Source organism: Nocardia sichangensis (assembly GCF_047200615.1).
GTDB classification, from domain to species: Bacteria; Actinomycetota; Actinomycetes; order Mycobacteriales; family Mycobacteriaceae; genus Nocardia; species Nocardia sichangensis.
Map to the genome: position 1 here is coordinate 83882 of NZ_JBJZOK010000007.1, position 22026 is coordinate 105907.

Sequence of the window (22026 nt, forward strand, 5' to 3'; positions counted from 1 at the left end):
ACCGAGAAGGGCAGCCCAATGTCCACGGAACCGGGTGATGATATAGCGCCCACTTCGATATCCGATTCCCGCTGCTGGCAATAAATCCGTCGCTCGATCGCCACACCGGCACTCGCCGCTGCGACCCGCGCTGTTCGTGCAAGCGTTGCGAAGTCCCGGAGCGCCGCCGGGTGCCCGGCGAACGATTCCAGCGTGGCCCTCGTTACCGGACCGTCGGCGCCGCGCCGGGAGTTCGTGTCATCGCGGTGACCAGGTGGCCCGCAGTTCGAGCGCGGCGATAACGCGATGAAGCGTTTCGACGGGGTCGGGGCCGCATTCGAGATGCAGGCCGCCGGGAACGGTGCCGGTCGTTCGGCACGTGTCGAAGAACGCGCGAATCACGTCGGCGACATCGTCGGCACCGAAGTCGCCGCCGCCGTGCGGCATGCGCGTGGACGGCATCGGATCGCACACCCAGCAGATCGGTGTGTCACACGCGGCGGCCGCGGCGAACAAGGACGGAAGCGTATCGAGGGTACGGGCGACGCCGAGTCGGGGGACCAGTGTGAGCCGCCCCGGCTCTTTCCGCGGATTCAATGTGCGACAGAGGAACTCGATGTCGTCCGGGGTAGTGGCGGAGCCGAGTGCTACCGCGACAGGGTTACCGGCATGGATGGCGACCCGCATTCGGTCGTGGGCGAGAGCCCCCGCCCGATCGTCGAGCCACAAAAGGTGTGCCGAGCGATCCCACCATCGTTCGTCGGGTCCCTGGCCGGGCGGGACGACCGGTTCGCGGGAGATGCGCAGCAGCGGTAGCCAATTGTGCAGTTCACTGGCGCCCGGCGGTGCGATCGCGGCGACGGGCAACAGCCCGCTCACCGCGCGGAGCAGGTCGCGTCGCACCGGATCGTGCGATCGGTCGGCGGCGCGGCGCAAAATGTTCACGCACAGCGTGATCGGCAAGCGGTCGGCGGGCCACTCGTCGAGCGCCGCGACAGCGCGGAGGTCGCCGCGGTGTCGTCCGGGCGCTCGTTCGATGGTGACCGTCGCCGCTCCCAGCCCATGCGTCATGACCGCGGCCGCCGCGTACGTCAGTGCCCTGCGCGCGGCGACCGTTCTGGTGTCGTCGCCGGCAGGGGCGTCGTCGCGGCCACCGAGGTGCAGGACGAAACCATCTCCCCGTGCTGCTTTCGCCAAATCCGCGGTGAGGACCTCACATTCGTGGGGTTGTATGGGCCCGGGCCGCGAATGCCGCAGGCGGATGGGTGGCGCTGCGGAGTCCGCACCCCGCTGTACGCTGCCCAGGAATTCGCGCGCCTCGAACAGTCGGCTCGCCACCAGGAACGACCCCGGCCGCGCGGGTTCCGGTTCGTCGGCCCAAGGCGGATCGGCACCGGCCGTGGCGGCGTGGTCGGGTGGGATGACGTCCGGGTTGAACGCCTCCCGGATGTAGCAGAGCGGCCGATCCCCGAGGGTCATGACGTATGCCCGTGCCGCGCAGAGGCGACCGTCCGGCCACCGCACCACGCCGGTCCGCAGGAGATGCCGCTGCTGGGATACGCCGCGGGAGATGAGTCCGGTCCCGATCGGCACCCGCACATCGTCCATACCGGAAGCCGCCGCGCCCGCGCGCACCGCGACGACGTAATTGATGGATGCGGTGACCAAGTCGGCGTTGACCAGGCAGGAGCGGCGGACGATGACGCGATCGGAACCGGATACGCCCAAAGCGTCGGTGACCGTGGTCGGCAGCCGGCCGGCCGCGATGTCGTCCTGACGCAATACCCGCACGTGCAGGTCGGTGCGAAGTATCGCCGCCAGCGCAGGGGTGGTGAATCCGTCACTCGCCAGCAGCATCCTGGTCAGCGGGTGGTCGAATCGCCCGATCTCGTCGTGGGTGCGCAATCCCGAACCACCGGGCGGGCGATCACCCGGTGGTTCGGGGCCGGTGTGCGTGATCGTCACGACCGGCTCCGTGCAGTGCCTGTCACGAGAAATCCGTGCCGGTACCGGCGCTAAAGGGTGGTGGCAGCCGTCGGGGGGAGAACCGGACGAGCCACGGCGGCGATCTCCGCTTCGGTCCGCGGCCGATCGGTGAGGCCGAGCACCGGCTCGGTCGTGATGCGCAACTGGCCGGTCGTCGTGTCCGCCAACGGATCGCGCCAGTGATCCCACACGACGGACATGTCGAGGTGGCCCATGTACTCGAGGTTCGCCGACTCCGCGTGCAGACCTTCGGCCGCGGAGATGATGGTCGCGGTCGCGGCGCGCTGTTGCACGCCCGAGGACTCGTCCATGTCGGTCAGGCCGGCCATGATCTCGGTGAACTGAGCCTGCTTCGTGTCGCCGCTGTGCCCGGTGGTCAAGGTGCCCGCGTGCGCGAAATACTCCTCCGAGCCCACATACTGCTCGTACATCCGCGACACCAGGACGAGGAATCGCGTGTAGGCCCGGCGATAGGCGTCCTCGTAGAAGGCCAGCGCGGCGGACTCGCTCAGTTCGCCGCGCAGGATCGTCGCGATCGCCGCCGCGGCGACCAGGCCGGAGTACGTCGCGAGATGCACGCCGCTGGACAACAGCGGATCGAGGAAGCAGGCCGCGTCGCCGACGACCACCCAGCCCGGACCGCTGAACCGGTCGGAGGTGTAGGAGTAGTCCTGCTCCGCCTTGACCTCCGCGACCTGCCGCGCACCGACGAGCAACTTGCTCATCGCCGCGCTGTCGGCGATGGTCTGTGCGTAGTACGCCTCTCGGCCGAGTTCGCGGAGTTTCGGAGCGGCTTTGCGCGCCGAGACGACATAGCCGACGCTGTGGCGGCCGTTCGAGAGCGGAATGTTCCAGAACCAGCCGCCCTCCGGCGTGGAGACGACGTTGATCGCGCCCTCCGGGCTGTCCGGATGTAGGTGTGCGCCTTCCCAATACGACCACACGGCGACGTTGCGGAAGGCGGGATGCTGCTGACGATCGACGACCTGGTGTTTGGCCAGCACGCCCGCGCGGCCGGAGGCGTCGACGAGGAAGTCGATCTCGGTGGTGTGCACTTCGTCGTCACCGTCGACGGTCCATTCCACGGCCGTCGGCCGGTCGCCCTCGAACAGGACGTTGGTGACCGTGGCCTGCTCGATCACTCGCGCACCCTGCTCGGCGGCGTTGCGCAGCAGCAGTTCGTCGAAGACGTCGCGTTGGACCTGCCAGGACCAGGCCTCGGCGTCCACGAGCTTGGACCAGTCCAGCAACCAGTTGTCGTCCTGCCACTGGAAGTGGCCACCTCGTTTGATCTGGAAGCCGTGGGCGGCCACCGCGTCGTAGGCGCCGGAGACGCGCAAGGTCGACAGGACCGAAGCCAACAGGCTCTCGCCGATGTGGTAGCGCGGGAACTTATCTCGTTCCAGGAGGGTCACCCGGACCCCCGATTTCGCGAGCAGGGCTGCGGTGGTGGACCCGGCTGGGCCGCCACCGATGACCAGAACATGCGGATTGTCCATAGCGAACTCCCTGGAACTGCCGACAACGGATCGTGCGCCCGCCTCAGTGGTGCAAGAACTCCGGGCGAGCCGCGGTCTTCGACGCGTCCGGATCTAGTTTTGCCACTGATTAGCTAAACTAACGGTGCACGGTTCGATTGTAGCAATTGATAGCCAAACCTCAATAGATACAAGCTATTTGGCAACCATCGGTCTATCCGCCCCCGGGTTACTGAAGGGTTGCCAAAATGCCCGCAGGAGACCTTGCCGCTGGACTGCCGTCACTGGGCATGAGCTGCGACGCCGAAGATGGTGGACATCACATCTTCTGTGGAAACCGTTGCGGGAGGAAGTGTTTCGCCAGCGCCATGCAGTCGCGGCGGGGAATGTGGAGGTCAGGGGGTAGGCGGCGATGACATAGGTCGTTCGGTCATCACCCCTCTTTCCCAACGGATCCAAGGATACGGCGGACCCTCGCGTTGCACGAGCCGTTCACCCAGAGTTACCGCGCTGGTGACCAGGTCTCGGCTTCGGCCAACTCCCGGCGACGGTCCAGGCGAGCGGACGACGTTGTGGCGCGGCCGATTTGCCGACCCTTCTGACCTGCGCGGTAAAGAATTTCGCGGTGTCGGTGGTTGTGACACTCCGGTGGGCGAACTCGGTGGCGTGCGCCGAGCCGTCATCGAGAGGGCGCGAACGGCGACACGACCGCCGAGTCATCCAGGAACGGGCGTTCGCGATCACGGAAGTCGGTGTCGCGTCGCGTGAAGGCGGCGAAGTGCCGGGAAATGGGCGAGAAGGGGCGAGTTCAGGCCGGGCCGCGTCCGGCGGCGACCCGGCCCGCGACCGGCCGTACGTCGCGGTGGGATATCAGCCACTCGCCGTCGTATTTCTCGTATCTGTCCTGCACCAGGCCGATGGTGGTCCAGTCCGCGGGGCGGTTGGTGTCGGCGAATTCCCTGGTGGCGAACCAATGCCATACCGTGGCGTAGGCGGTGAGCAGCGGGCCGTCCTCGGTCCACTCGATGGTGGCCTGCCCGGCGACATGCGCCACCATGGCGCGCTGGGATTTCGGCGCGCGGCTCATGTACGCGGTGAACTCGTCGCGTCCGTGGAAGCGCACCACCGGGCCGGGCATGATCCGGTACTCGATCAGCGCGTCCGGTGTGAAACATTCGACGAAACGTTCGCTCTCCCCGGTGTCCGCGAGTCGGAAGAAGTGATAAAACGTGCGGTAGATCGCCCGCTCGGCTTCGATGGTCGCGAGCAGATCTTCTGGTGAGCCGGTCACGTCGGTCCTTTCCCGGCGACAAGGTATCGCGCGGCGAGTCGTACGGTGTCGAATTCGGCGGCAGCGGTACTTCGCAGGTGCGCTGCGGCTCTCGCCAGGTGCGGCGGACGCGGTGCGCTCCTGCGCGTCGACGGTGGAGGCGGTTTCCAAGCGGACGGCCTACGGGCTCAGGGGGTTTCCTTCGCTTCGTAGGCGCGCAGGAAGGTGTCGACCCCCGTCGTGGCGACCGCGCGCATCTCGGTAGTGGAGACCTTGCGGGTGCCCAGCCGTGAGCGGCCCTCCATCGGGCCGGTGATCAGCGCGAGGAACTGTTCCGCGGCGGTGGCCGGGTCGCACGCGCGCAAGCGGCCGGACAGCGACAGGCGCGCCAGCCGGTCGGCCAGCGCATCGGCCAGTTGGTCGGACGTGCGGCTCACCACGATGTCGATCAGGTCGGGGAACTGGGCGACCTGCCCGTAGGTCAGCCACCGCAGCGACCGGGATCGCTCGGAGCAGCAGACCCGGATCAGCCGGTACGCCAGGTCCTCCAGCGTGGCGCGCAAGTCGGGGCCGGGGTTGCGCAACCGGTCCACGACCGCCAGGTTCTCGGCCAGCACCGCGTCGCCCGCGGCCGCCAGCGTGTGCCGGAACAGGGTTTCCTTGTCGTTGAGGTGATTGTAGATGGTCGGCTTGGCGACGCCTGCCGCCTCGGCGATCTCCTGCACACACGCCTGCGCGTAACCGCGGCGTGCGAAGACCGCGAACGCCGCGTCCAGGATCGCCTGCCGTTTGTCGATCCGCCCGCGCGAAGCCGCCTGTCCGGCTTGCGATGTCACTGCTGCCACTCCCGCAGTCTAGTACGCCGACGAATATCAGATTGAACCGGCTGGTACAAAGCTTCGCACGTTTCGGCTCGAGCCCGTGACCATGAGACCCGGCGCACGGCGGAACCGATGAGTTTCCGGCGGTCACGGCGTCGTTGGTGAGGGAGTATCCGCGACCTGAGCAAGGAGAATCATGACCGACGACCTGGCTGCCGCCTCCACGGCCGATCCCGAATTGCTCGATGTCCCGGAGGTCACCACGGCGGTTATCCGTGACCGTGTCCCACCCGCGGGCTTGCGAGACTTCTTCGACCGGTCGTTCCGGATCCTGCCGGAGGTCGTCGCCGGACAAGGCGCGACGATCGAGGGGCCGGCATTCTGCGTGTATCGGGCGGAGTCCGATGCCACGCTGGATCTGGAGGTGGGGTTCGCGGTCGACCGGGGCCTGCGCCCGGAGCGCGACGTCAGGGCCGGTTGCCTGCCCGCGGGCCGCGTGGCGAGGATCGTGCACGCCGGTGGATTCGACGGCTTGGCTGCCGCCTGGGAACACCTGCGGGCCTGGATCGATGAGCAGGGACTGGCCGCGGAGCCGCTGCGGTGGGAGGTCTACCTGACCAAGCCCGCTCCGGACATGGACCCCACGGATCTGCGCACCGAGCTGAACTGGCCGGTAGCGCAGCGATGATCGAACCCGCGCCCGACCGACGGCGCAGCCGGCGAACTGTCGGCGGCAGCTTCGGCGGGATTGCGTCGAATCGAAGACATCCCCGGCGCGAGCTACTCCGTTCGTAGGCCGGTCAGGATGACCCGCAGGCCGTTTCGGAAGTGGCGTCCCGGAATCTCACGACGCTGATCCTCGCGTCGGCCCGGCTTGGCGGCTTCACGTATCGGGGTCCTCGTCTCGGTCGGTGTTGGGCCCCGGGCCCGCCAGATTGCCGGAGTTCTCGGAGTGGCCTTCGAGAATGCCCTTTTCCCGCGCGTTCGATGTTTCGTGCGAGTCGTCCTTGTCGGTGGTGTCGTGGGGCTGATTCATGACTGCTTCTCCTCGGGAAAAGTCGGGTGTCCGGTCCGGGTGGGGCTATCGCGAATCGGCCTACCCCTGGAGCTGCGCGGCAAACCGAGGGGAGCGCCCGGTCCAGCCATATTGGACGCGGCGCTCGACGGGTTCAATCGCGCTGTAAGTCAATTGAATGCATGATGCACGGCTCTCGCGGTGCGGTGGCGGCGATCAGCAGGGAAAAGAATGACGCAGGTCAGGCGGTGACGGGCTACAGGCCGAGCAGAGTTTCCGCGACCTTTCCCATGGCCTCGCGATACTCCGCACGGCTGGATTCGTCGGCGGTCCGACGCGCGAGGATGCCCGCGGTGAGGGTGTAGCCGATCGTTTCCGCGATCACCCGCGGCGTCGCCACCGGGGTGATGCGGCCCGCGTCGAGTTGACGCTGGAGATACCGGGTGAAGCGGCGGATCGGCCGTTCGGTGATCTCCTCGGACAGCGCCGCAACCTTGGGGTCCACGGACCCGCGCTCATCGATCAGGCGCAGCAGAGGTCCCGCCGCGGCGACCGCTGTGGCGAAGGATTCGATGGTGGCGCGCAGCATATTCCGCGGATCTTCGTCCTCGATGCCCGGCTCCTGCGCGGCGAGGAAGTCGTCGCGCACCCGCTCGGCCAGCGCGAGGAAGATCTCCTCCTTGGAGGCGAAGTACACGTACATCGTCGCGCGGGAGACGCCGGCCTCGGCGGTGATGGCGGCGACGGTGGTGTTGTCGTAGCCGCGCTCGGCGAACACGCGGGTCGCGGCGTCGAGCAGATCGCGGTGCCGGGAGGTGTGCGAGCGCTCCCGCGCGGCGCGCACCGACCAGGTGGACTGGGTCACGCCGATATGGTGACCCATATTGACGTTGACGTCAATGTCAACGAGACTGGGCGGCATGCAGGTCGTCGTGGCGAACAGGGGAGAAGTAGCGGTCCGCGTGTTGCGCACCGCCCGGGAACGGGGTTGGCGAACCCTCGCGGTGCACACCGCCGAGGAACGAGACGCGCTGCACGTCCGTCTGGCCGACGATGCCGTGCCATTGCCCGGCGTGGGAGCCTCCGCCTACCTCGATGTCGCGGCCGTCGTCACGGCGGCGAGGAAGGCGGGCCCCGGCGCGTTGGTGCACCCAGGCTACGGATTCCTCAGCGAGAGCGCCGAATTCGCGAAGGCGTGCGCGGCGGCCGAACTCGTGTTCGTCGGTCCGTCGCCCGAAGCGCTCGACATCTTCGGCGACAAGACCGCGGCACGCGCGGCGGCCGAGCGCGCGGGTGTCCCGGTGATCCCGGCGAGCCCCCGCGGCGCGGACATCGCCGAGGTGCGGGCACTGCTCACCGCGCATCCCGACGGGGTGATGGTGAAGGCCGCGGCGGGCGGTGGCGGGCGCGGTATGCGTGCGGTGCGCGACGCGGCCCGCCTCCCGGAGGTGTTCGAACGCTGCCGCGCGGAGGCGCTGGCCGGATTCGGTGACGACGCGGTCTACGCGGAGGCGCTGATCACCGGCGCGCGGCACATCGAGGTTCAGATCGTCACCGACGGAGCCGTGGCGGCGGCGGTCGGCGACCGCGATTGCAGCGTGCAGCGCAGGCAGCAGAAACTGCTCGAGGTCGCGCCCGCCCCCGAATTGCCGGCCGGGTTGCGCGAGCGGTTGCATCGCTGGGCGGTCCGGCTCGCCGAATCCGTCGGCTGCCGCGGTGTCCTCACCGTCGAATTCCTGGCGCGCGGCGACGAGGCGTGGTTTCTCGAGGTCAACCCGCGGCTGCAGGTCGAGCACACCGTCACCGAAGCGGTTCTGGGAATCGATCTGGTGGCGGTGCAATGCGATCTCGCCCGCGGCGCCACGCTGGCCGATCTCGCGCTCCCCGATCCCGGTTCCGCGCGCGGTTACGCGGTGCAGGCGCGCCTGAACGCCGAAACCGTCACCGCGGGCGGCGACGTGCTGCCCGGCACCGGCACGCTGACCCGGTTCGCGCCACCGACCGGAGTCGGCGTACGGGTCGACACCGCCGCGTTCACCGGTATGCGGCAGGACGCGCGCTTCGACTCGTTACTGGCCAAGGTCATCGCTCGCGGACCGTCCTATCCGGCCGCGCTGCGCCGGTGCGCCGACGCGCTGGCCGAGACCGTCGTGACCGGGGTGGACACCAATATCGCCGTGCTGCGCGCGATCTTGACGGATCTGTCGGAGGGCCGCGTCGTGCCGACCACGTGGTTCGAGCGGAACGTCGACGAATTGGTCCGGCGGGCGGATGATTTCGCCGTCGTCGTGCCCGCTGCGCCCGACCGGGAAGAGAGCGCGGCCGCCGAAGTGACGCTGGACGGCGACGAGGAGGCGGTGCGGTCGCCCATGGGTGGCACGGTGGTCGCGCTCACCGAGCCCGGCGTCGTGGTCGCGGCGGGCGGCGAGGTCGCGGTGCTGGAAGCGATGAAGATGCAGCACGTGGTGCGCGCCGAGCAGGACCTGCGCGTGTGCCGCCACGTGGCGGCGATCGGCGCGGTCGTCGATTCGCACGCGCCGCTGCTGACCTTCGTCCCCGCCGAGCACGAGGGCGCGGTCATGGATCACACCGCGGTGGACCTGGATGCGGTGCGCGCCGACCTGGCCGAAGTCCACGCCCGCCGACGGGGAGTGCTCGACGAAGCACGGCCGGAGGCGGTCGCCAAACGCCATCGGCTCGGGCGGCGCACCGCCAGGGAGAACATCACCGACCTCGTCGACGCGGACAGCTTCGTGGAGTACGGCGCGCTCGCGGTGGCCGCCCAGCGCCTGCGTCGCAGTCCGGAGGACCTGATCGCGAACACGCCCGCGGACGGCCTGATCGCGGGCGTGGCCACCGTCGGCGCCGAGCGATTCGGTCCCGGCCGCTCGCGCGCGGTGGTGCTGTCCTACGACTACACGGTGCTGGCGGGCACCCAAGGGATGCGCAACCACGTCAAGACCGACCGTATGCTGGAACTCGCACGCGAACAACGGCTTCCGGTGATCTTCTTCACCGAGGGCGGCGGCGGCAGGCCGGGCGACACCGACTATCCCGGCATCTCCGGTCTGGACGTGACCACCTTCCGCGCGATGGGCGCACTCTCGGGCCGGGTTCCGCTGATCGGCATCGTGTCCGGACGCTGCTTCGCGGGCAACGCGGCGCTGCTCGGCATGTGCGATGTCGTGATCGCCACTCCCGACGCGAATATCGGCATGGGCGGCCCCGCCATGATCGAGGGCGGCGGCCTGGGCGTCTACGCCCCGGAGGACATCGGCCCCGTCGAGGTGCAGCGTCGCAACGGCGTCGTGCACATCGTGGCCGCGGACGAGGCGGAGGCGGTCGCCACCGCGCGGCGCTATCTCGCCTACTTCCAAGGCGACATCGAGGAATGGACCGCGCCGGACCCGCGGCTGGCGCGGCACGTGGTTCCGGAGAATCGGCTGCATGCGTTCGATATTCGTGCCGCGATCGAGGCCGTCGCGGATGTCGGGTCGGTGCTGGAGCTGCGCCGCGACTGGGCGGCCGGGATCATTACCGCACTGATCCGGGTCGAGGGACGGCCGTTCGGTTTGATCGCCAACGACTGCCATCATCACGGCGGGGCGATCGATGCTCCGGCCGCCGACAAGCTCAGCATGTTCCTACGTCTGTGTGACGAGCACGGCTTGCCGATCGTCTCCTTCTGCGACACACCGGGCTTCATGGTGGGCCCCGACGCGGAGAAGGACGCCACGGTGACGAAGTTCAGCCGCCTGTTCATCGACTCCGCCGCGCTGTCGGTGCCGCTGGGCACCGTCATCGTGCGCAAGGGCTACGGTCTGGGCGCTCAGGCCATGGCGGCGGGCTCGTTTCGCGCTCCCCGGTTCGTCATCGCCTGGCCGACCGGCGAGATCGGCGGCATGGGCCTGGAGGGCGCGGTCCGCCTCGGGTTCGCGAAAGAGCTGGCCGCCATCGAGGATCCGGGCGAGCGGCAGCAGGCGTTCGACAACCTGGTCCAGCTCGCCTATGCCAACGGCAAGGCTCTCACCGCCGCCACCGTTCTGGAAGTCGACGACGTCATCGATCCGGCCGATACGCGCCGCTGGATCCGTACGCTGCGCTGACCGGTACGGCAGCCAGGGATCCGGCGCGACCCGCCACGCGCTTCGGATCGAGATCATGATCCGCACGCGCGCCCTATCAGGCGCCGTGCCAGGACGGTCCGTCCTCACCACGGGATCGAGGACCGACGAGCCGGGCAACGCCCGCGACATATCCACGGCAGAGAGACCTGCCACGAGTTGACCGTGACCACCGATCCAGCGACCGGCACGGCGCGGAGGCGCGTGGCACTCGGCGATGACGACGCGACGACCACGCGGATCGCCGACCGGCTCGCCGGACTCGTCGACGTGCACGTTGACCGTGCGCTGAACCGCCGCACCCGGTGACCGGGTGGGCCTGCGCGCGTCGCGGCGGAGCGAACGCTCAGCGCGCGGTCGCGTGCACGCCGTTCAGCGCGTCGACCAGGTTGCGGGCGCGCAGATCGAGCGCGCCTTCGACGATATGGTTGGTGACGTAGGCGAAGGCGAGACGGCGTTCGGGATCGGCGAACGCGAGACTGCCGCCGCGGCCCGGATGGCCGAACGAGGCGGCTCCGCCCAGTGGCAGTTCCGCGGTGGGCAGCATGTACCCCGAGGCATAACGGCCGGGCAGCATCAGGACGTGATCGGTGCCCGCGACCTGTTCCCGGCTGGCAGCGGCGAGAGTGTCGGCGGTGAGCAGGCGCGTGCCCTCGACCTCGCCGACGAGTGCCGCGTACAGACGCGCCAGGCCGCGAGCCGTGCCGATGCCGTTGCTCGCTGGCAGTTCCGCGGCTTGGACGGCCGGTGAATTGAAGTCGATGTCCGCCGGGTCGGTGATCTGGAAGGCCCGATTGACCAGGGCCTGCGGATCACGCATCGCCGCGAGCAGCGGACGCAGCGACTCGGGAACGGCGTCCTCGGGCACCGCGGTCAAGTCGGGCGCGGGCGCGAACACCAAGCGGCTGACCCGGGCCTGCTCGGACGGTGGCAGGCCGATGAAGAAGTCGATATCGAGCGGACCCGCGATCTCCTCGGCGAGAAACCGGCCGGGCGTGCGACCGGACACGCGGCGGATCACTTCGCCGACCAGCCAGCCGTAGGTGCGCCCGTGATACCCGAACGCGGTGCCGGGGGGCCAATTCGGCGCTTGCGCGGCCAGCGCGTCCACCATCGGCGTCCAGGCCAGTGCGTCACCCAGTTCGACGGGCTTGTCCAGCGCCGCAAGGCCCGCTTGGTGCGTCAGCAGCCAGCGCACCGGGATGTCGGCCTTACCCGCCGCCGCGAATTCCGGCCAGTAGCGTGCCACCGGAGCGTCGAGATCGAGTTCGCCCCGTTGCGCGAGCAGGTGCGCGATGGTGGCGACGACGCCTTTCGTCGCCGAATAGACCAGCTGCAAGGTGTCGCGCTGCCACGGTCGCCCGGTATCGGGATCGGCCGTTCCGCCCCACAGATCGACCACCGGCCGCCCGTCCAGGTACACGCAGACCGCGGCGCCGATGTCGCCCTGCTCGGTGAAATCGGCCGCGAACGCCTCCCGCACGGCCTCGTAGCCGGCGGCGGCCGTTCCCTCGATGATCATGCGGGACAGCATGGCACGACGCGGCCGAGCAGAGCATCCGGCCTGGTGACCACCATCGAGAAGTTTTTTCCACCGCGATGTCCGAGAATGGTCAGCGGCTCCGACGTTCCAGACGAGCGGCGCCACCGGGGCGCCGACGACCCAGAGGAATCGCCATGAAATACATGATCCTGAGCTACGCCTCGCAGCGGGACTATGACGGCATGGTCGGCAAGGACACGGGCAAGCCCGCGTGGACGGCCGAGGAATTCGCGGCACTGACCCAGTTCATGACCGAGCTCAACAAGAAGCTCGAGGAATCGGGCGAACTCGTGGAGACCCGCGGACTGGCGGAGCCGGTACACACCAGGCGGCTGGGCATCAAGGACGGAAAGCCGTTCGTCACCGACGGCCCCTACGCCGAGACCCAGGAAGTGCTCGCGGGATTCTGGATCGTGGAATGCGAGAGCTTCGACCGCGCCACCGAGATCGCGGCCGAACTCAACAAGTGCCCAGCTCCCGCGCACGTGCTCCAATCGGTCTACGCCGATGTGCGCCCGATCGCCGAAGCCGCTCCCGAATTCGGCTGACCGTGCCCGATCCGGTGGCGACGGACCTGCTGCGCCCGTTGGCGCCGCAGGTCCTCGCCGCGCTCGTGCGCAAGTACGGGCACTTCGACACCGCGGAGGACGCGGTGCAGGAGGCGTTGCTCGCCGCGGCGACGCAGTGGCCCGCCGACGGTGTCCCGGCCAAACCGCTGGCCTGGCTGATCACCGTCGCCTCGCGCAGGCTCACCGATCTGCTGCGGGCCGAGCAGGCCCGCAGGCAACGCGAACAGACCGTGGCCCGCTGGGCGCTGCCGGAGGACTGGCTGACGCCGCCCGCCGACCGGCAGCCCAGCGACGCCGACGACACCCTGATCCTGCTGTTCCTGTGCTGTCACCCCGCGCTGTCGCCGTCCTCCCAGGTCGCGCTCACGCTGCGCGCGGTCGGCGGCCTCACCACCGCGGAGATCGCCCGGTGCTTCCTGGTTCCGGAACCGACCATGGCGAAACGCGTCGGCCGGGCGAAGCGCACCATCGCACGCAGCGGCGTGCCGTTCGCCCCGCCGTCCGCGGCCGACCGCGCCGACCGGCTGGCCGCCGTGTTACACGTGCTGTATCTGATCTTCACCGAGGGCTACGCCGCCACCTCCGGCCCGCACCTGCATCGGGTCGAGTTGTCGGCCGAGGCGATCCGGCTCACCCGCCTCGTGCACCGCCTGCTGCCCGAGGACGACGAAGTGGCGGGACTGCTGGCGCTGATGCTGCTCACCGACGCCCGTCGTGCCGCACGCACCGGCCCCGGCGGCGAGCTGATCCCGATGGAGGAGCAGGACCGTAGCCGATGGGACGCGGGCACGATCGCCGAGGGAATCGCACTGATCACCGCCGCACTACCACGGGGGATTCCGGGGCCGTATCAGTTGCAAGCCGCGATCGCCGCACTGCACGACGAGGCGCCCAGCTACGCCGCGACGGACTGGCCGCAGATCGCCCTGCTCTACGAACGCCTGCTGGCGGCGGCCGACAATCCGATCGTCGCGCTGAACCACGCGGTCGCGGTGGCGATGGCAGTGGGACCTGCGGCGGGGCTGAAGCTGGCCGACGATCTCGGCGAGCGTCTCGCCGGCGACCACCGATTGCCCGCCGTGCGCGGACACCTGCTGGAGATGCTCGGCGACATCGCCGGCGCCCGCGGGGCATATCTGGCCGCCGCGGAGCGGACAACGAGTATTCCGCAGCAGCGCTACCTGCTGTCGCGCGCGGCCCGGCTGGAGTCGAGCGGCGACTGATCTCGATCAGCGGCCGAACTTGTCGTTGCGCACCGGAATACTCGTCGCCGACCGATCTTCGTGACGAACTGGAGGAGTGCATGGCGCGCGAACTCGACGACCTGCCCTACGCGCGGTATCTCACCGCCTTGGACGGGGACCTCGAAGCGGAGGGCGATTACGACTGCGTCCGGGTCGACGGCGGTGCGCTGGACGACATCGATGTGTCGCACGCGCGCTTCAACGAGTCGGCGTTCAGCTCGAACAGCTTCACCCGCGGCACGCTGCGCTACAGCCGGTTCACCGATGTGTGGCTGCGCCACGTCCGCTGGGTCGGCACCGAATTGGCCGACACGGCGTGGCTGGACAGTGAGGTGGTGGCGGGCGCGATGTCCGGTGTCGACTTCGCGGGGGCGAACCTGCGGCGGGTGCGATTCGAAGGGTGCAAGTTCGACTCGGTGAACTTTCGCCGGGCCCAATTGCGCGAGGTGACCTTCACCGACTGCGTGCTGCGCGATTGTGACTTCGCCGAGGCCGCGCTGACCGAGATCACGGTGCCCGGTTCGGCGCTCGTCCGGCTCTCGCTGCGCAACGCTCGCGTGGTGAAAGCGGACCTGCGCGGCGCGACGGCACTGGATGTCGCCGACGGGCTCGACAGCCTGCGCGGGGCGACGATCAGCAGTCCGCAGCTGATGGATCTCGCGCCCGCCTTCGCGCGTTCCATCGGTATCACCGTGCGGGATTGATGGCGCCGAACTCACGCGACACCGGACACGGCTACCGTTCCGGCGACGAAAACAGCTGGCTGCCAGCGGCTGCCGTGACGACATTTCGGCGAACCGCCGGTGCGCACGACACCCGATTGATACATTGCGCCGATACCGCGCAGTACCGCTTCATCGAGGACGCGAGTCATGGTCGATCCGGATCCCCTCCGCAGCACCGCAGGCGTGCGTGCGCTCGTACGCATCGCCGGAGAGCGGGGCATGGCGCCCGCCGAGTGCCTGGCCGGTACCACGCTGGCGCCCGCCGATCTGGGCGACCCCGCCGCCGAGATCACCGCGCAGGACGAACTGCTGGTGGTGCAGACGGTGCTCGGCCGGTTCGGCGACGAGCCGGGACTCGGTCTCGCGGCGGCGGTCCGGCGCGATGTGCGGTCGCGCTGGCCGTGGGGTCTCGCGCTGCTGGGCAGCCGGACGCTGCGTGAGCTGATCGAGGTGGGGTCGCGCTACATCGGTCGCACAGTGCCGTTCGGGCGACTGGCCATCGAGGAAGCCGACGGCGAAGCGCGGCTGGTGTTCGACGACGCCGACATCCCGCCCGAGATGCGGGCGTTCTTCGCCGAAGCGGCCCTGGCCGGATTGCCCGCTTTCGATCGTGAATTGTTCGCCGTGGGCGTCCCGGTGCGGCGGGTCGGTTTCCGGCACGCCGGTCCGCGCGACCTCGAGCGGTACCGCGACGTCTTCGGGGTGGCGCCGGTTTTCGGTGCGCCGACGAGCGCGGTGGTCTTCGACCGCGGTGTGCTGGACCGGCCGCTGCCACCGGCGAACGCCGCCGCGCGGGACAACTGCGGACAACTGTGCCGCGACCTGCTGGACCGGCGCCGGTCACGGACCGGCGTCGCGGCGTCGGTGCGCGACCGCCTCGTTCGCACTCCGGGTGAGATCCCCGATCAGGCGACAGTCGCTCTCGGGCTGTTCATGAGCTCGCGCACCCTGTCGCGGCGGCTGAACGAGGAGGGCACCTCGTTCCGGGCGCTGCTGGACGAGGTACGCCAGACCATGTCGGAGGTGCTGCTCGCGCACACCGACATGACCACCGAACAGGTCGCCGCGCGACTGGGCTATGCGGAGGCGGCGTCCTTCATCCGGGCCTTCCGCCGTTGGCAGGGCTGTCCTCCGCAGACGTTTCGCACGCGGGGGCGGCGGTCGCATCGGTCGCCCGAGCTGGTCTGAGCGACGAGCGGCTGCCCTCGTGCGGATCATCCGGCGCGGGGTGCCATCTCTCGCGGGTGCGGGCAGACCGTCGGCTATCGTGCTGCCGGGCAGCGGGCAGGGAGATCCGGCACCGGGATCCAGACCCGGAACACTCCCGTACTATCGCGATCGGAGTCGGCCTGCCGGGGAGATGAAGGAGGAGGGTGTGGAAGTTCGCACCAGCAATACGCCACTGTGGTTACGGTTGGGCCAACGACTTCCGGAGCATGGCGCGCCCGCCGGCCGCGGCACTGTCGGCAGGGGAGCCGTCCGATGAACGATGAAGGTGCCGACCTACGCTGCGCCGGATGCTCGGCTGTCGGACTCGACGGCCTGCGGTGCGGGTCCTGCGGTCGGGAACTCGGTTATCGATACATAGCGCTGCCCGGTCCCGACGCGACGTCGTGCGCCGATTGCGGAGGCGACCACTTCTACGCCGACGGGCGCTGTGCGCGGTGCGGCCGGTCGCGACCGGTGGCGGATCGCTTCGACACCGATCTGGGCGCGGTGGCGGTGCTCACCGATCGCGGCATCGTCCATGCGCGCAACGAGGACGCCGTCGCGGCCGGGGTGCTGGAAGGCGTGGTGCCGGAAACGGACGCGTCGGTCGTGATCGCGGTCAGTGACGGCGTGTCGACTTCGTCCCGGCCGCAGGTGGCCTCCGGTGCGGCGGTCCGGGCCGGTGTCGGCGCGACCGCCGCCGCGCTCGCGGCCGGACAGCCCGCGACCGAGGCGATCATGGCCGGGTTGGCGGCCGCGGTGCAGGCGGTCCGCGACGTGGACGTTCCCGATGGTCCCGCGCCCTCGTGCACGTACGTGTCCGCCATCGTCGCCCACCACGGCTCGGAAACCGAGATCACCGTGGCGAACGTCGGTGACAGCCGCGCCTATTGGCTGCCGACCCAGCGCGACGAGCACGCCCAGCGCTTGACCGTCGACGACTCGTGGGCACAGGCACTGGTCGACGCGGGTGCGATGGACGAGCGCGCGGCGATGGCCGATCCCCGGGCGCACACGCTGATCCGCTGGCTCGGCGCGGACAGTCCGCCGAAGCCGTGGGCGGACAATTGTGTTCGGACGGTGCGCGTCTCGGGGCCCGGTGTGCTGCTGCTGTGCTCCGACGGGCTGTGGAACTACTCGCCCGCGCCCGCCACGCTGGCCGACCAGGTGGCAGCGAAGGCGCCCGCGGAGGCTGCCCGCGCGCTCGCGGAGTTCGCGTTGCGTTGCGGTGGCGGCGACAACATCACGGTCGCGCTCGCGCCGGTTCCGTGGGAGAGCCGTTCGCCTGTTCCATAGACAGTGGTGTTCATGGTTGCGTATGGTCATCGACTATGACGAAGTTCGCCGGCAAAACCTGTCTGATCACCGGCGCGGCCAGCGGTCTCGGTCGCAGCACGGCGCTCGCGGCGGCGACCGAAGGCGCTTCGCTCGTGCTGACCGATATCGCCGCTGACGGCCTCGCGCGGACCGCGGCCGACGCGCGCGCCGCGGGCGCGACCGTCCACGTCGCCGAGGCGGCCGATGTCAGTGACTACGACCAGGTCGTGGCGCTGGCGGCCCAGGTGCACGACGTGGTCGGCAGCGTCGACATCGTCATGAACGTGGCCGGTATCGCCACGTGGGGGACCGTGGACCGGCTGACGCACGATCAGTGGCGGCGCACCGTCGACATCGACCTCATGGGCCCGATCCACGTGATCGAAGCGTTCGTCCCGCCGATGATCGCGGCCGGACGCGGCGGTCACGTGGTGAACGTGTCCTCGGCGGCCGGCCTGTTCGGCCTGCCGTGGCACGCCCCGTACAGCGCGGGCAAGTTCGGCCTGCGCGGGGTGTCGGAGGTGCTGCGCTTCGACTTGGCACGCCACCGCATCGGCGTGAGCCTGGTGTGTCCGGGCGCCATGGCCACGCCGATGGTCGACAGCGTCGACATCGCGGGCGTCGATCGCACGGCCGAAGCGGTGCAGCGGGGCATGGCGCTGTTCATGCGGCACGCGGTCACCCCGGAGGCGGCGGCGCGCTCGATCGTGCGTGGTGTCGAGCGCAACCGCTACCTCGTGTTCACCTCGCCCGACATTCGCGTGGGCTTCTGGGCACAGCGGTATTTCCCGCCCGCGTACAACGCCGCGATGCGCGGATTGAATTGGGCGATGAACCGCTATGTCGAGCAGAAGGCAGGCGCTCGGGCGAACTGAGCGCGGCGGGGTCGCCGTAGCCGGTCGTGGCGGGGCGCGCCATGATCGTCGTCATGGCATCGGCTGTCTATCTGATCACCGGCATCCAGGCCGCGGGCAAATCCACCGTCGCCCAGGCGCTGGCCGAGCGGCTGCCGCGCTCGGCGCACGTGCGCGGGGACGCCTTCCGCCGGTTCGTGGTGAACGGGCGTGCCGAGATGACCGCGGACCCCTCGCCCGAGGCGCTGGCCCAGTTGCGGCTACGGCACAGCCTGGCCGCGGCGACGGCCGACTCCTATGCCGATGCCGGGTTCACGGCTGTGCTGCAGGATGTCTTCCTCGGTGAATTCCTGCCCTGGACGGCGGATCTGATCGTCACGCGACCGCTGTATGTCGTCGTGCTCGCGCCGCGCACCGAAGTGGTCTTGGCGCGTGAGGCCGGACGCGGAAAAGACGCCTACGACGAATTCACCGTCGCGGGGCTGGACAGGGTGTTGCGCGAGACCACTCCTCGGATCGGGCTCTGGCTGGACACGTCGGATCTCACGGTCGAGCAGACGGTCGATCGAATCCTCGCCGATGCCAGGCCGCTGACGGACTGAGCAGCCCGTCGCCGGTTCACCGGATGTCGCGCGGCTCGTGCAGGGCAGTGAGCGAGCTGGTGGCCGGGCCCTCGAGCAGCGTGCCGTCCGCGGCGAAACGCGAGCCGTGCAGCGGACAGTCCCAAGTGCGTTCGGCGTCGTTCCAGTTGACGATGCCGTAGAGATGCGGGCACACCGCCGAGACCCGGTTGGTGACGCCGTCCACCGTGCACACCGCCGTCGGGTGCAGGCCCTCGCGCAGGACCATGCCGCAGTCTTCGGCTGGAGCGTCGCCGTCGTGGTGGGTCGCGACCCGCAGCCAGCCCGCGGAGAGTTTCTGTGCCACGGCGCCGTTGATCTTCGTCGCCGCGGGCAGTGCCTTGAGCTCGTCCGGACGCCAGCTCGCCAGCGCGCCCGCCCATCGAGGTGCCGCCCCGGTGAACCGTCCGGCCAGCGCGATCGCCGCGGCGACCCCGTTGGTCAAACCCCACTTGGCGTAGCCGGTGGCCAGCTGAATGTCGTTCTGCCCCGGCAGCAACGGACCCACATAGGGAAGCTCTCCGATGGGGGAGTAGTCCTGAGCCGACCAGCGGTGCGTCAGCTCGGCGCCCGGGAACCAGGTGTGCGCCCAGTTCACCAGATCCTCCACTTTCTCCCGGGTCGATCCGCCGCGGCCGACGACATGACCGTTGCCGCCGACCAGCAGAAGCTCGCCGTCCGGTCCCTGCGCGCGGCGCAGGGAGCGAGTCGGGCTGCCCGCGCTGATGTACATATCGCGCGGAGCCGGTCGGTCCAGGCGGAAGGCCGTCAGATAGGAGCGTTGCGGAGTGAGGCGGGCGAAGAATCCGCCACGATCGAGGATGGGCGTCCCCGTGGCCAGCACCACCCGGCCCGCGCCGAGGTCGCCGTGTTCGGTGGAGACGACGAGATCACCGCCGCCACCGTGATGTACGCCGCGCACGAGGGTGGATTCGTAGATCGGCGCGCCGTGTGACTCCACGTCGGCCGCGAGCGCGGCCAACAGGGCCATCGGATCGAGTTGGGCCTGATCGGCCAAGCGCACCGCGCCGCGCGCGGGAAAGTCGACGTCCAGCTCGCGTAACAGCTCGGTGGGCAGGCCCGCCTTCTGCGTCGCGGCGTATTCCGCTCGCACGGCCGACATTTCGTCGTCGTTCTGCGCGTAGGTCAAGGCTGCTGCCCGCTCGACGGTCACGCCGTGCGCGGTACAGTACTCCAAGAGCCATTCCTGCCCTTCGCGATTGGCCGCCACATAGTCGCGCAGGACGTTGTCGGAATGGTGCCGGGCGATCTGCTGCGCACGCGTCCCCTGCAGCAGACTGACCTTACCCGTGGTGGCCCCGGTGGTGCCCGCACCGACGCGTCTTCCTTCGACCACGGCCACTTCCACGCCGTTCTCGACCAGCAGCAGGGCGGTCACCAGTCCGGTGAGCCCGCCGCCGATCACCACCGTGTCGAAGCGCGATCCCGGCGTCAACCGCAACCGCGCCGGAACCTGCGCGCCGTGCAACCATAGGGACGTCATATGCCCGAGATAGCCGGTCTCGACGGGGCGAAACGCCCGTGCGGATTCCTTCTCATACTCGCACGTGGCCGCTGAGCTGCCGATCGGCGGCGGCGAGCACCTCGGCGGCGCTGATCATCGCCAATCCGGGCGCGGGTGTGTCCGCCCGCGGGTCGCCGGGGTGCCCGGCCCACAACGCGACATGCGCCGCCCGTTCCGGTGGCGGCCCCCAGACCGCGGGCGAGTCGGGACCGAAGATCAGCACCGACGGTGTGCCGAACGCCGTGGCCAGATGCCCGACGCCGGTGTCGCCGCTGAGCACGAGGGACGCGTCGGCCACCGTCGCGGCGAGTTGGCGCAGCGTGAGTTCGCCTGCCAGGACGTCGTTTTCGGGCAAGCCCGCCTGGGCCGCGACGCTGAGGGCGAGCGGACGGTCCGCGGCACTGCCGACGATACGTACCGGACCTCCCCACTCGCGCAGGCCGGCGGCCACCGTCGCGAAACGGTCGGCGGGCCAGCGACGCGCCGGGGCTCCACCCGGATAGACGACGATGGAGCGCCGCTCTCCGGTGCACTCCGGTGGTGGCGTGATGTCCAGTCGGGCCGAATCGGCCGGGATGCCCGCCCAATCCAGTAGCCGGCACCACCGCACGGTGTCGGGCAGGCCTGGCTCGTACAGCGGACCCGGCACCTGCGGAAAGTCCTTGTGGCGGTGGGTGATCATCCGTTCCGGATCGGTCGCGAGCAGCGCGCGTATGCTCTCGGCCCCGCAGTCGTTCAGATTGACCGCGAAGGTCGGCGCCGCGGCGTTCCAGCGCAATCCGGCCGCCATCGGCGTCGCGTGGAGTTCGTCGACGCACGCGGCCAGTTCCACCACCGGGCGCAGCCATCCCGGCGCGGCCAGTACGAGCCGGTGTCGCGGGCGGGCGTCGTGCAACGCGCGCAGGGCGGGAACCGCGGTCAGCAGCTCCCGCAACCCGTGCGCGCGCAACGCGAGCAAGACGCTCATTTCGGCACGAAGATGCCGGTGAGGTCGGCCTTGCGGATCGGGGTGTCCGGATTGGCCTGCGCCGCGCACATCAACTTGATCGCCGTGATCGCCGCGTCGACGGTTCTGGCGTCGGGCGTCTCGTGACCCTCGCGCTCCTCTTCGAGGAACTTCTCGGTGGTGACGCGCTGCTTGTCGGGATCCTGGGCGACGTATTCGTTGCACGGTGTGTCACCGCCCTTGTTCACGATCTTCTCCGGCTCGTTGCCGCACCCCGCCGCGCACACCGCCAGCGCGGCAAGGACGGCGACGCCCATCCGGCGCGCGGCGCTCATCGGCCGAACCCCGCCAGCGCCGAGGCCAGGTCCGGTACGCCGAGCGCCTGCACCGCCTGTTCGCGCACGTCGGGGCAGGTCTGCGTAGTGACGGCGTCGACCGTGTCGCGGTGGGTGACGACGACGTCGTTGAGCCCGCCGTTACGGGCCGCCCAGTTGTGCACGGTGCCGTTGAACGTCACTTTGGCCACCGTGGCGCTCTGGCCACGCCAGGTGTCGATGTCCGCGCCCATCATGTCGCACAGCTGCTTCGCCGCTTCCGCCGTGATCTGGTCAGTGTTCGGCACCTGGGGGCTGCTCGGCCCCGGCATGGTGATCGAGACGGTCGCGGGCTGGGGCGTATCCGCGGCCGGATCGCCGCCGTCGACCGAACATGCCGTGAGCGCCGATCCCGCCGCCACAGCGCCGATGAGCAGGGCGAAGCGGCCCAAAGGCCGATTGGGCTGGTGTGTCATTCCTTCTCCTG

At 69.6% G+C, this 22026-nt stretch carries 21 protein-coding genes; 10 read left to right on the forward strand and 11 right to left on the reverse strand.

What is annotated here, in order from left to right; genetic code table 11:
* Positions 1-237: 237 nt before the first annotated feature.
* From ACL03I_RS12200 to ACL03I_RS12215, 4 genes are all read right to left on the reverse strand, one after another.
* Entirely contained in the window at positions 238-1944 is a 1707-nt protein-coding gene (locus ACL03I_RS12200) for a 3-deoxy-7-phosphoheptulonate synthase (protein ID WP_412805941.1), read from the reverse strand.
* Positions 1945-1994: 50 nt separating this feature from the next.
* Positions 1995-3464 carry an NAD(P)/FAD-dependent oxidoreductase gene (locus tag ACL03I_RS12205; RefSeq protein ID WP_356965660.1) on the reverse strand — a complete coding sequence of 490 codons (1470 nt, stop codon included), beginning with the start codon at positions 3462-3464 and terminating at the stop codon, positions 1995-1997.
* Between the two features lie 787 nt (positions 3465-4251).
* Positions 4252-4734, reverse strand: a complete 483-nt coding sequence (locus tag ACL03I_RS12210) for a nuclear transport factor 2 family protein (protein WP_412805942.1) — start codon at positions 4732-4734, stop codon at positions 4252-4254.
* Between the two features lie 167 nt (positions 4735-4901).
* On the reverse strand, positions 4902-5558 hold the full coding sequence (locus ACL03I_RS12215) for a TetR/AcrR family transcriptional regulator (protein WP_412805943.1): 657 nt from the start codon (positions 5556-5558) through the stop codon (positions 4902-4904).
* A 172-nt stretch (positions 5559-5730) separates the two neighbouring features.
* Here ACL03I_RS12215 and ACL03I_RS12220 point away from each other — a divergent pair, with 172 nt between their 5' ends.
* On the forward strand, positions 5731-6222 hold the full coding sequence (locus tag ACL03I_RS12220) for a GyrI-like domain-containing protein (protein ID WP_364432241.1): 492 nt from the start codon (positions 5731-5733) through the stop codon (positions 6220-6222).
* A 195-nt stretch (positions 6223-6417) separates the two neighbouring features.
* On the opposite strand, the gene ACL03I_RS12225 is transcribed toward ACL03I_RS12220, so the two are convergent.
* The gene (locus tag ACL03I_RS12225) at positions 6418-6570 is read right to left on the reverse strand and encodes a hypothetical protein (protein ID WP_355075209.1); all 153 of its coding nucleotides are present in this window, start codon (positions 6568-6570) and stop codon (positions 6418-6420) included.
* 235 nt (positions 6571-6805) lie between these two features.
* On the reverse strand, positions 6806-7414 hold the full coding sequence (locus ACL03I_RS12230) for a TetR/AcrR family transcriptional regulator (RefSeq protein WP_355075211.1): 609 nt from the start codon (positions 7412-7414) through the stop codon (positions 6806-6808).
* A gap of 55 nt (positions 7415-7469) precedes the next feature.
* Here ACL03I_RS12230 and ACL03I_RS12235 point away from each other — a divergent pair, with 55 nt between their 5' ends.
* Positions 7470-10655, forward strand: a complete 3186-nt coding sequence (locus tag ACL03I_RS12235) for an acetyl-CoA carboxylase family protein (protein ID WP_412806039.1) — start codon at positions 7470-7472, stop codon at positions 10653-10655.
* 183 nt (positions 10656-10838) lie between these two features.
* Entirely contained in the window at positions 10839-10982 is a 144-nt protein-coding gene (locus ACL03I_RS12240; RefSeq protein ID WP_412805944.1) for a hypothetical protein, read from the forward strand.
* Between the two features lie 37 nt (positions 10983-11019).
* Here ACL03I_RS12240 and ACL03I_RS12245 read toward each other — a convergent pair whose 3' ends face one another.
* A complete protein-coding gene (locus ACL03I_RS12245) occupies positions 11020-12195 on the reverse strand; it encodes a serine hydrolase domain-containing protein (RefSeq protein ID WP_412805945.1) in 1176 nt (391 codons plus the stop codon).
* A 155-nt stretch (positions 12196-12350) separates the two neighbouring features.
* Here ACL03I_RS12245 and ACL03I_RS12250 point away from each other — a divergent pair, with 155 nt between their 5' ends.
* The 7 genes from ACL03I_RS12250 to ACL03I_RS12280 all read left to right on the forward strand — a co-directional run bounded on the left by ACL03I_RS12250 (position 12351) and on the right by ACL03I_RS12280 (position 18736).
* Entirely contained in the window at positions 12351-12764 is a 414-nt protein-coding gene (locus ACL03I_RS12250; RefSeq protein ID WP_355075219.1) for a YciI family protein, read from the forward strand.
* A gap of 2 nt (positions 12765-12766) precedes the next feature.
* Entirely contained in the window at positions 12767-14008 is a 1242-nt protein-coding gene (locus tag ACL03I_RS12255; RefSeq protein WP_412805946.1) for an RNA polymerase sigma factor, read from the forward strand.
* An 80-nt stretch (positions 14009-14088) separates the two neighbouring features.
* The gene (locus ACL03I_RS12260) at positions 14089-14733 is read left to right on the forward strand and encodes a pentapeptide repeat-containing protein (protein WP_412805947.1); all 645 of its coding nucleotides are present in this window, start codon (positions 14089-14091) and stop codon (positions 14731-14733) included.
* A 168-nt stretch (positions 14734-14901) separates the two neighbouring features.
* Entirely contained in the window at positions 14902-15942 is a 1041-nt protein-coding gene (locus ACL03I_RS12265) for an AraC family transcriptional regulator (protein ID WP_412805948.1), read from the forward strand.
* Between the two features lie 294 nt (positions 15943-16236).
* The gene (locus ACL03I_RS12270; RefSeq protein WP_412805949.1) at positions 16237-17259 is read left to right on the forward strand and encodes a PP2C family protein-serine/threonine phosphatase; all 1023 of its coding nucleotides are present in this window, start codon (positions 16237-16239) and stop codon (positions 17257-17259) included.
* A gap of 35 nt (positions 17260-17294) precedes the next feature.
* Positions 17295-18155 (forward strand): SDR family oxidoreductase, encoded by an 861-nt coding sequence (locus ACL03I_RS12275; protein WP_364432265.1) that lies wholly within the window; start codon positions 17295-17297, stop codon positions 18153-18155.
* Positions 18156-18208: 53 nt separating this feature from the next.
* The gene (locus ACL03I_RS12280) at positions 18209-18736 is read left to right on the forward strand and encodes an AAA family ATPase (protein WP_355075229.1); all 528 of its coding nucleotides are present in this window, start codon (positions 18209-18211) and stop codon (positions 18734-18736) included.
* Positions 18737-18752: 16 nt separating this feature from the next.
* On the opposite strand, the gene ACL03I_RS12285 is transcribed toward ACL03I_RS12280, so the two are convergent.
* From ACL03I_RS12285 to ACL03I_RS12300, 4 genes are read right to left on the reverse strand one after another with little or no spacing between them, the layout of a single operon-like run.
* On the reverse strand, positions 18753-20258 hold the full coding sequence (locus tag ACL03I_RS12285; protein ID WP_412805950.1) for an FAD-dependent oxidoreductase: 1506 nt from the start codon (positions 20256-20258) through the stop codon (positions 18753-18755).
* A gap of 52 nt (positions 20259-20310) precedes the next feature.
* Positions 20311-21246, reverse strand: a complete 936-nt coding sequence (locus ACL03I_RS12290; RefSeq protein ID WP_412805951.1) for a glycosyltransferase family 9 protein — start codon at positions 21244-21246, stop codon at positions 20311-20313.
* Positions 21243-21560, reverse strand: coding sequence for a hypothetical protein (locus ACL03I_RS12295; RefSeq protein WP_355075235.1), 318 nt, complete (start codon positions 21558-21560; stop codon positions 21243-21245). Before ACL03I_RS12295 ends, ACL03I_RS12290 begins: the two co-directional genes overlap by 4 nt.
* Positions 21557-22015 carry a hypothetical protein gene (locus ACL03I_RS12300; protein WP_355075237.1) on the reverse strand — a complete coding sequence of 153 codons (459 nt, stop codon included), beginning with the start codon at positions 22013-22015 and terminating at the stop codon, positions 21557-21559. The genes ACL03I_RS12295 and ACL03I_RS12300 overlap by 4 nt, the downstream gene beginning before the upstream one ends.
* Positions 22016-22026 lie beyond the last annotated feature (11 nt).

Coding starts and splice junctions, on each gene's coding strand:
- ACL03I_RS12205 (WP_356965660.1), bottom strand. CDS start 3,464: ATGGACAATCCGCATGTTCTGGTCATCGGTGGCGGCCCAGCCGGGTCC.
- ACL03I_RS12220 (WP_364432241.1), top strand. CDS start 5,731: ATGACCGACGACCTGGCTGCCGCCTCCACGGCCGATCCCGAATTGCTC.
- ACL03I_RS12225 (WP_355075209.1), bottom strand. CDS start 6,570: ATGAATCAGCCCCACGACACCACCGACAAGGACGACTCGCACGAAACA.
- ACL03I_RS12235 (WP_412806039.1), top strand. CDS start 7,470: ATGCAGGTCGTCGTGGCGAACAGGGGAGAAGTAGCGGTCCGCGTGTTG.
- ACL03I_RS12245 (WP_412805945.1), bottom strand. CDS start 12,195: ATGATCATCGAGGGAACGGCCGCCGCCGGCTACGAGGCCGTGCGGGAG.
- ACL03I_RS12250 (WP_355075219.1), top strand. CDS start 12,351: ATGAAATACATGATCCTGAGCTACGCCTCGCAGCGGGACTATGACGGC.
- ACL03I_RS12260 (WP_412805947.1), top strand. CDS start 14,089: ATGGCGCGCGAACTCGACGACCTGCCCTACGCGCGGTATCTCACCGCC.
- ACL03I_RS12265 (WP_412805948.1), top strand. CDS start 14,902: ATGGTCGATCCGGATCCCCTCCGCAGCACCGCAGGCGTGCGTGCGCTC.
- ACL03I_RS12270 (WP_412805949.1), top strand. CDS start 16,237: ATGAACGATGAAGGTGCCGACCTACGCTGCGCCGGATGCTCGGCTGTC.
- ACL03I_RS12275 (WP_364432265.1), top strand. CDS start 17,295: ATGACGAAGTTCGCCGGCAAAACCTGTCTGATCACCGGCGCGGCCAGC.
- ACL03I_RS12280 (WP_355075229.1), top strand. CDS start 18,209: ATGGCATCGGCTGTCTATCTGATCACCGGCATCCAGGCCGCGGGCAAA.
- ACL03I_RS12285 (WP_412805950.1), bottom strand. CDS start 20,258: ATGACGTCCCTATGGTTGCACGGCGCGCAGGTTCCGGCGCGGTTGCGG.
- ACL03I_RS12290 (WP_412805951.1), bottom strand. CDS start 21,246: ATGAGCGTCTTGCTCGCGTTGCGCGCGCACGGGTTGCGGGAGCTGCTG.
- ACL03I_RS12295 (WP_355075235.1), bottom strand. CDS start 21,560: ATGAGCGCCGCGCGCCGGATGGGCGTCGCCGTCCTTGCCGCGCTGGCG.
- ACL03I_RS12300 (WP_355075237.1), bottom strand. CDS start 22,015: ATGACACACCAGCCCAATCGGCCTTTGGGCCGCTTCGCCCTGCTCATC.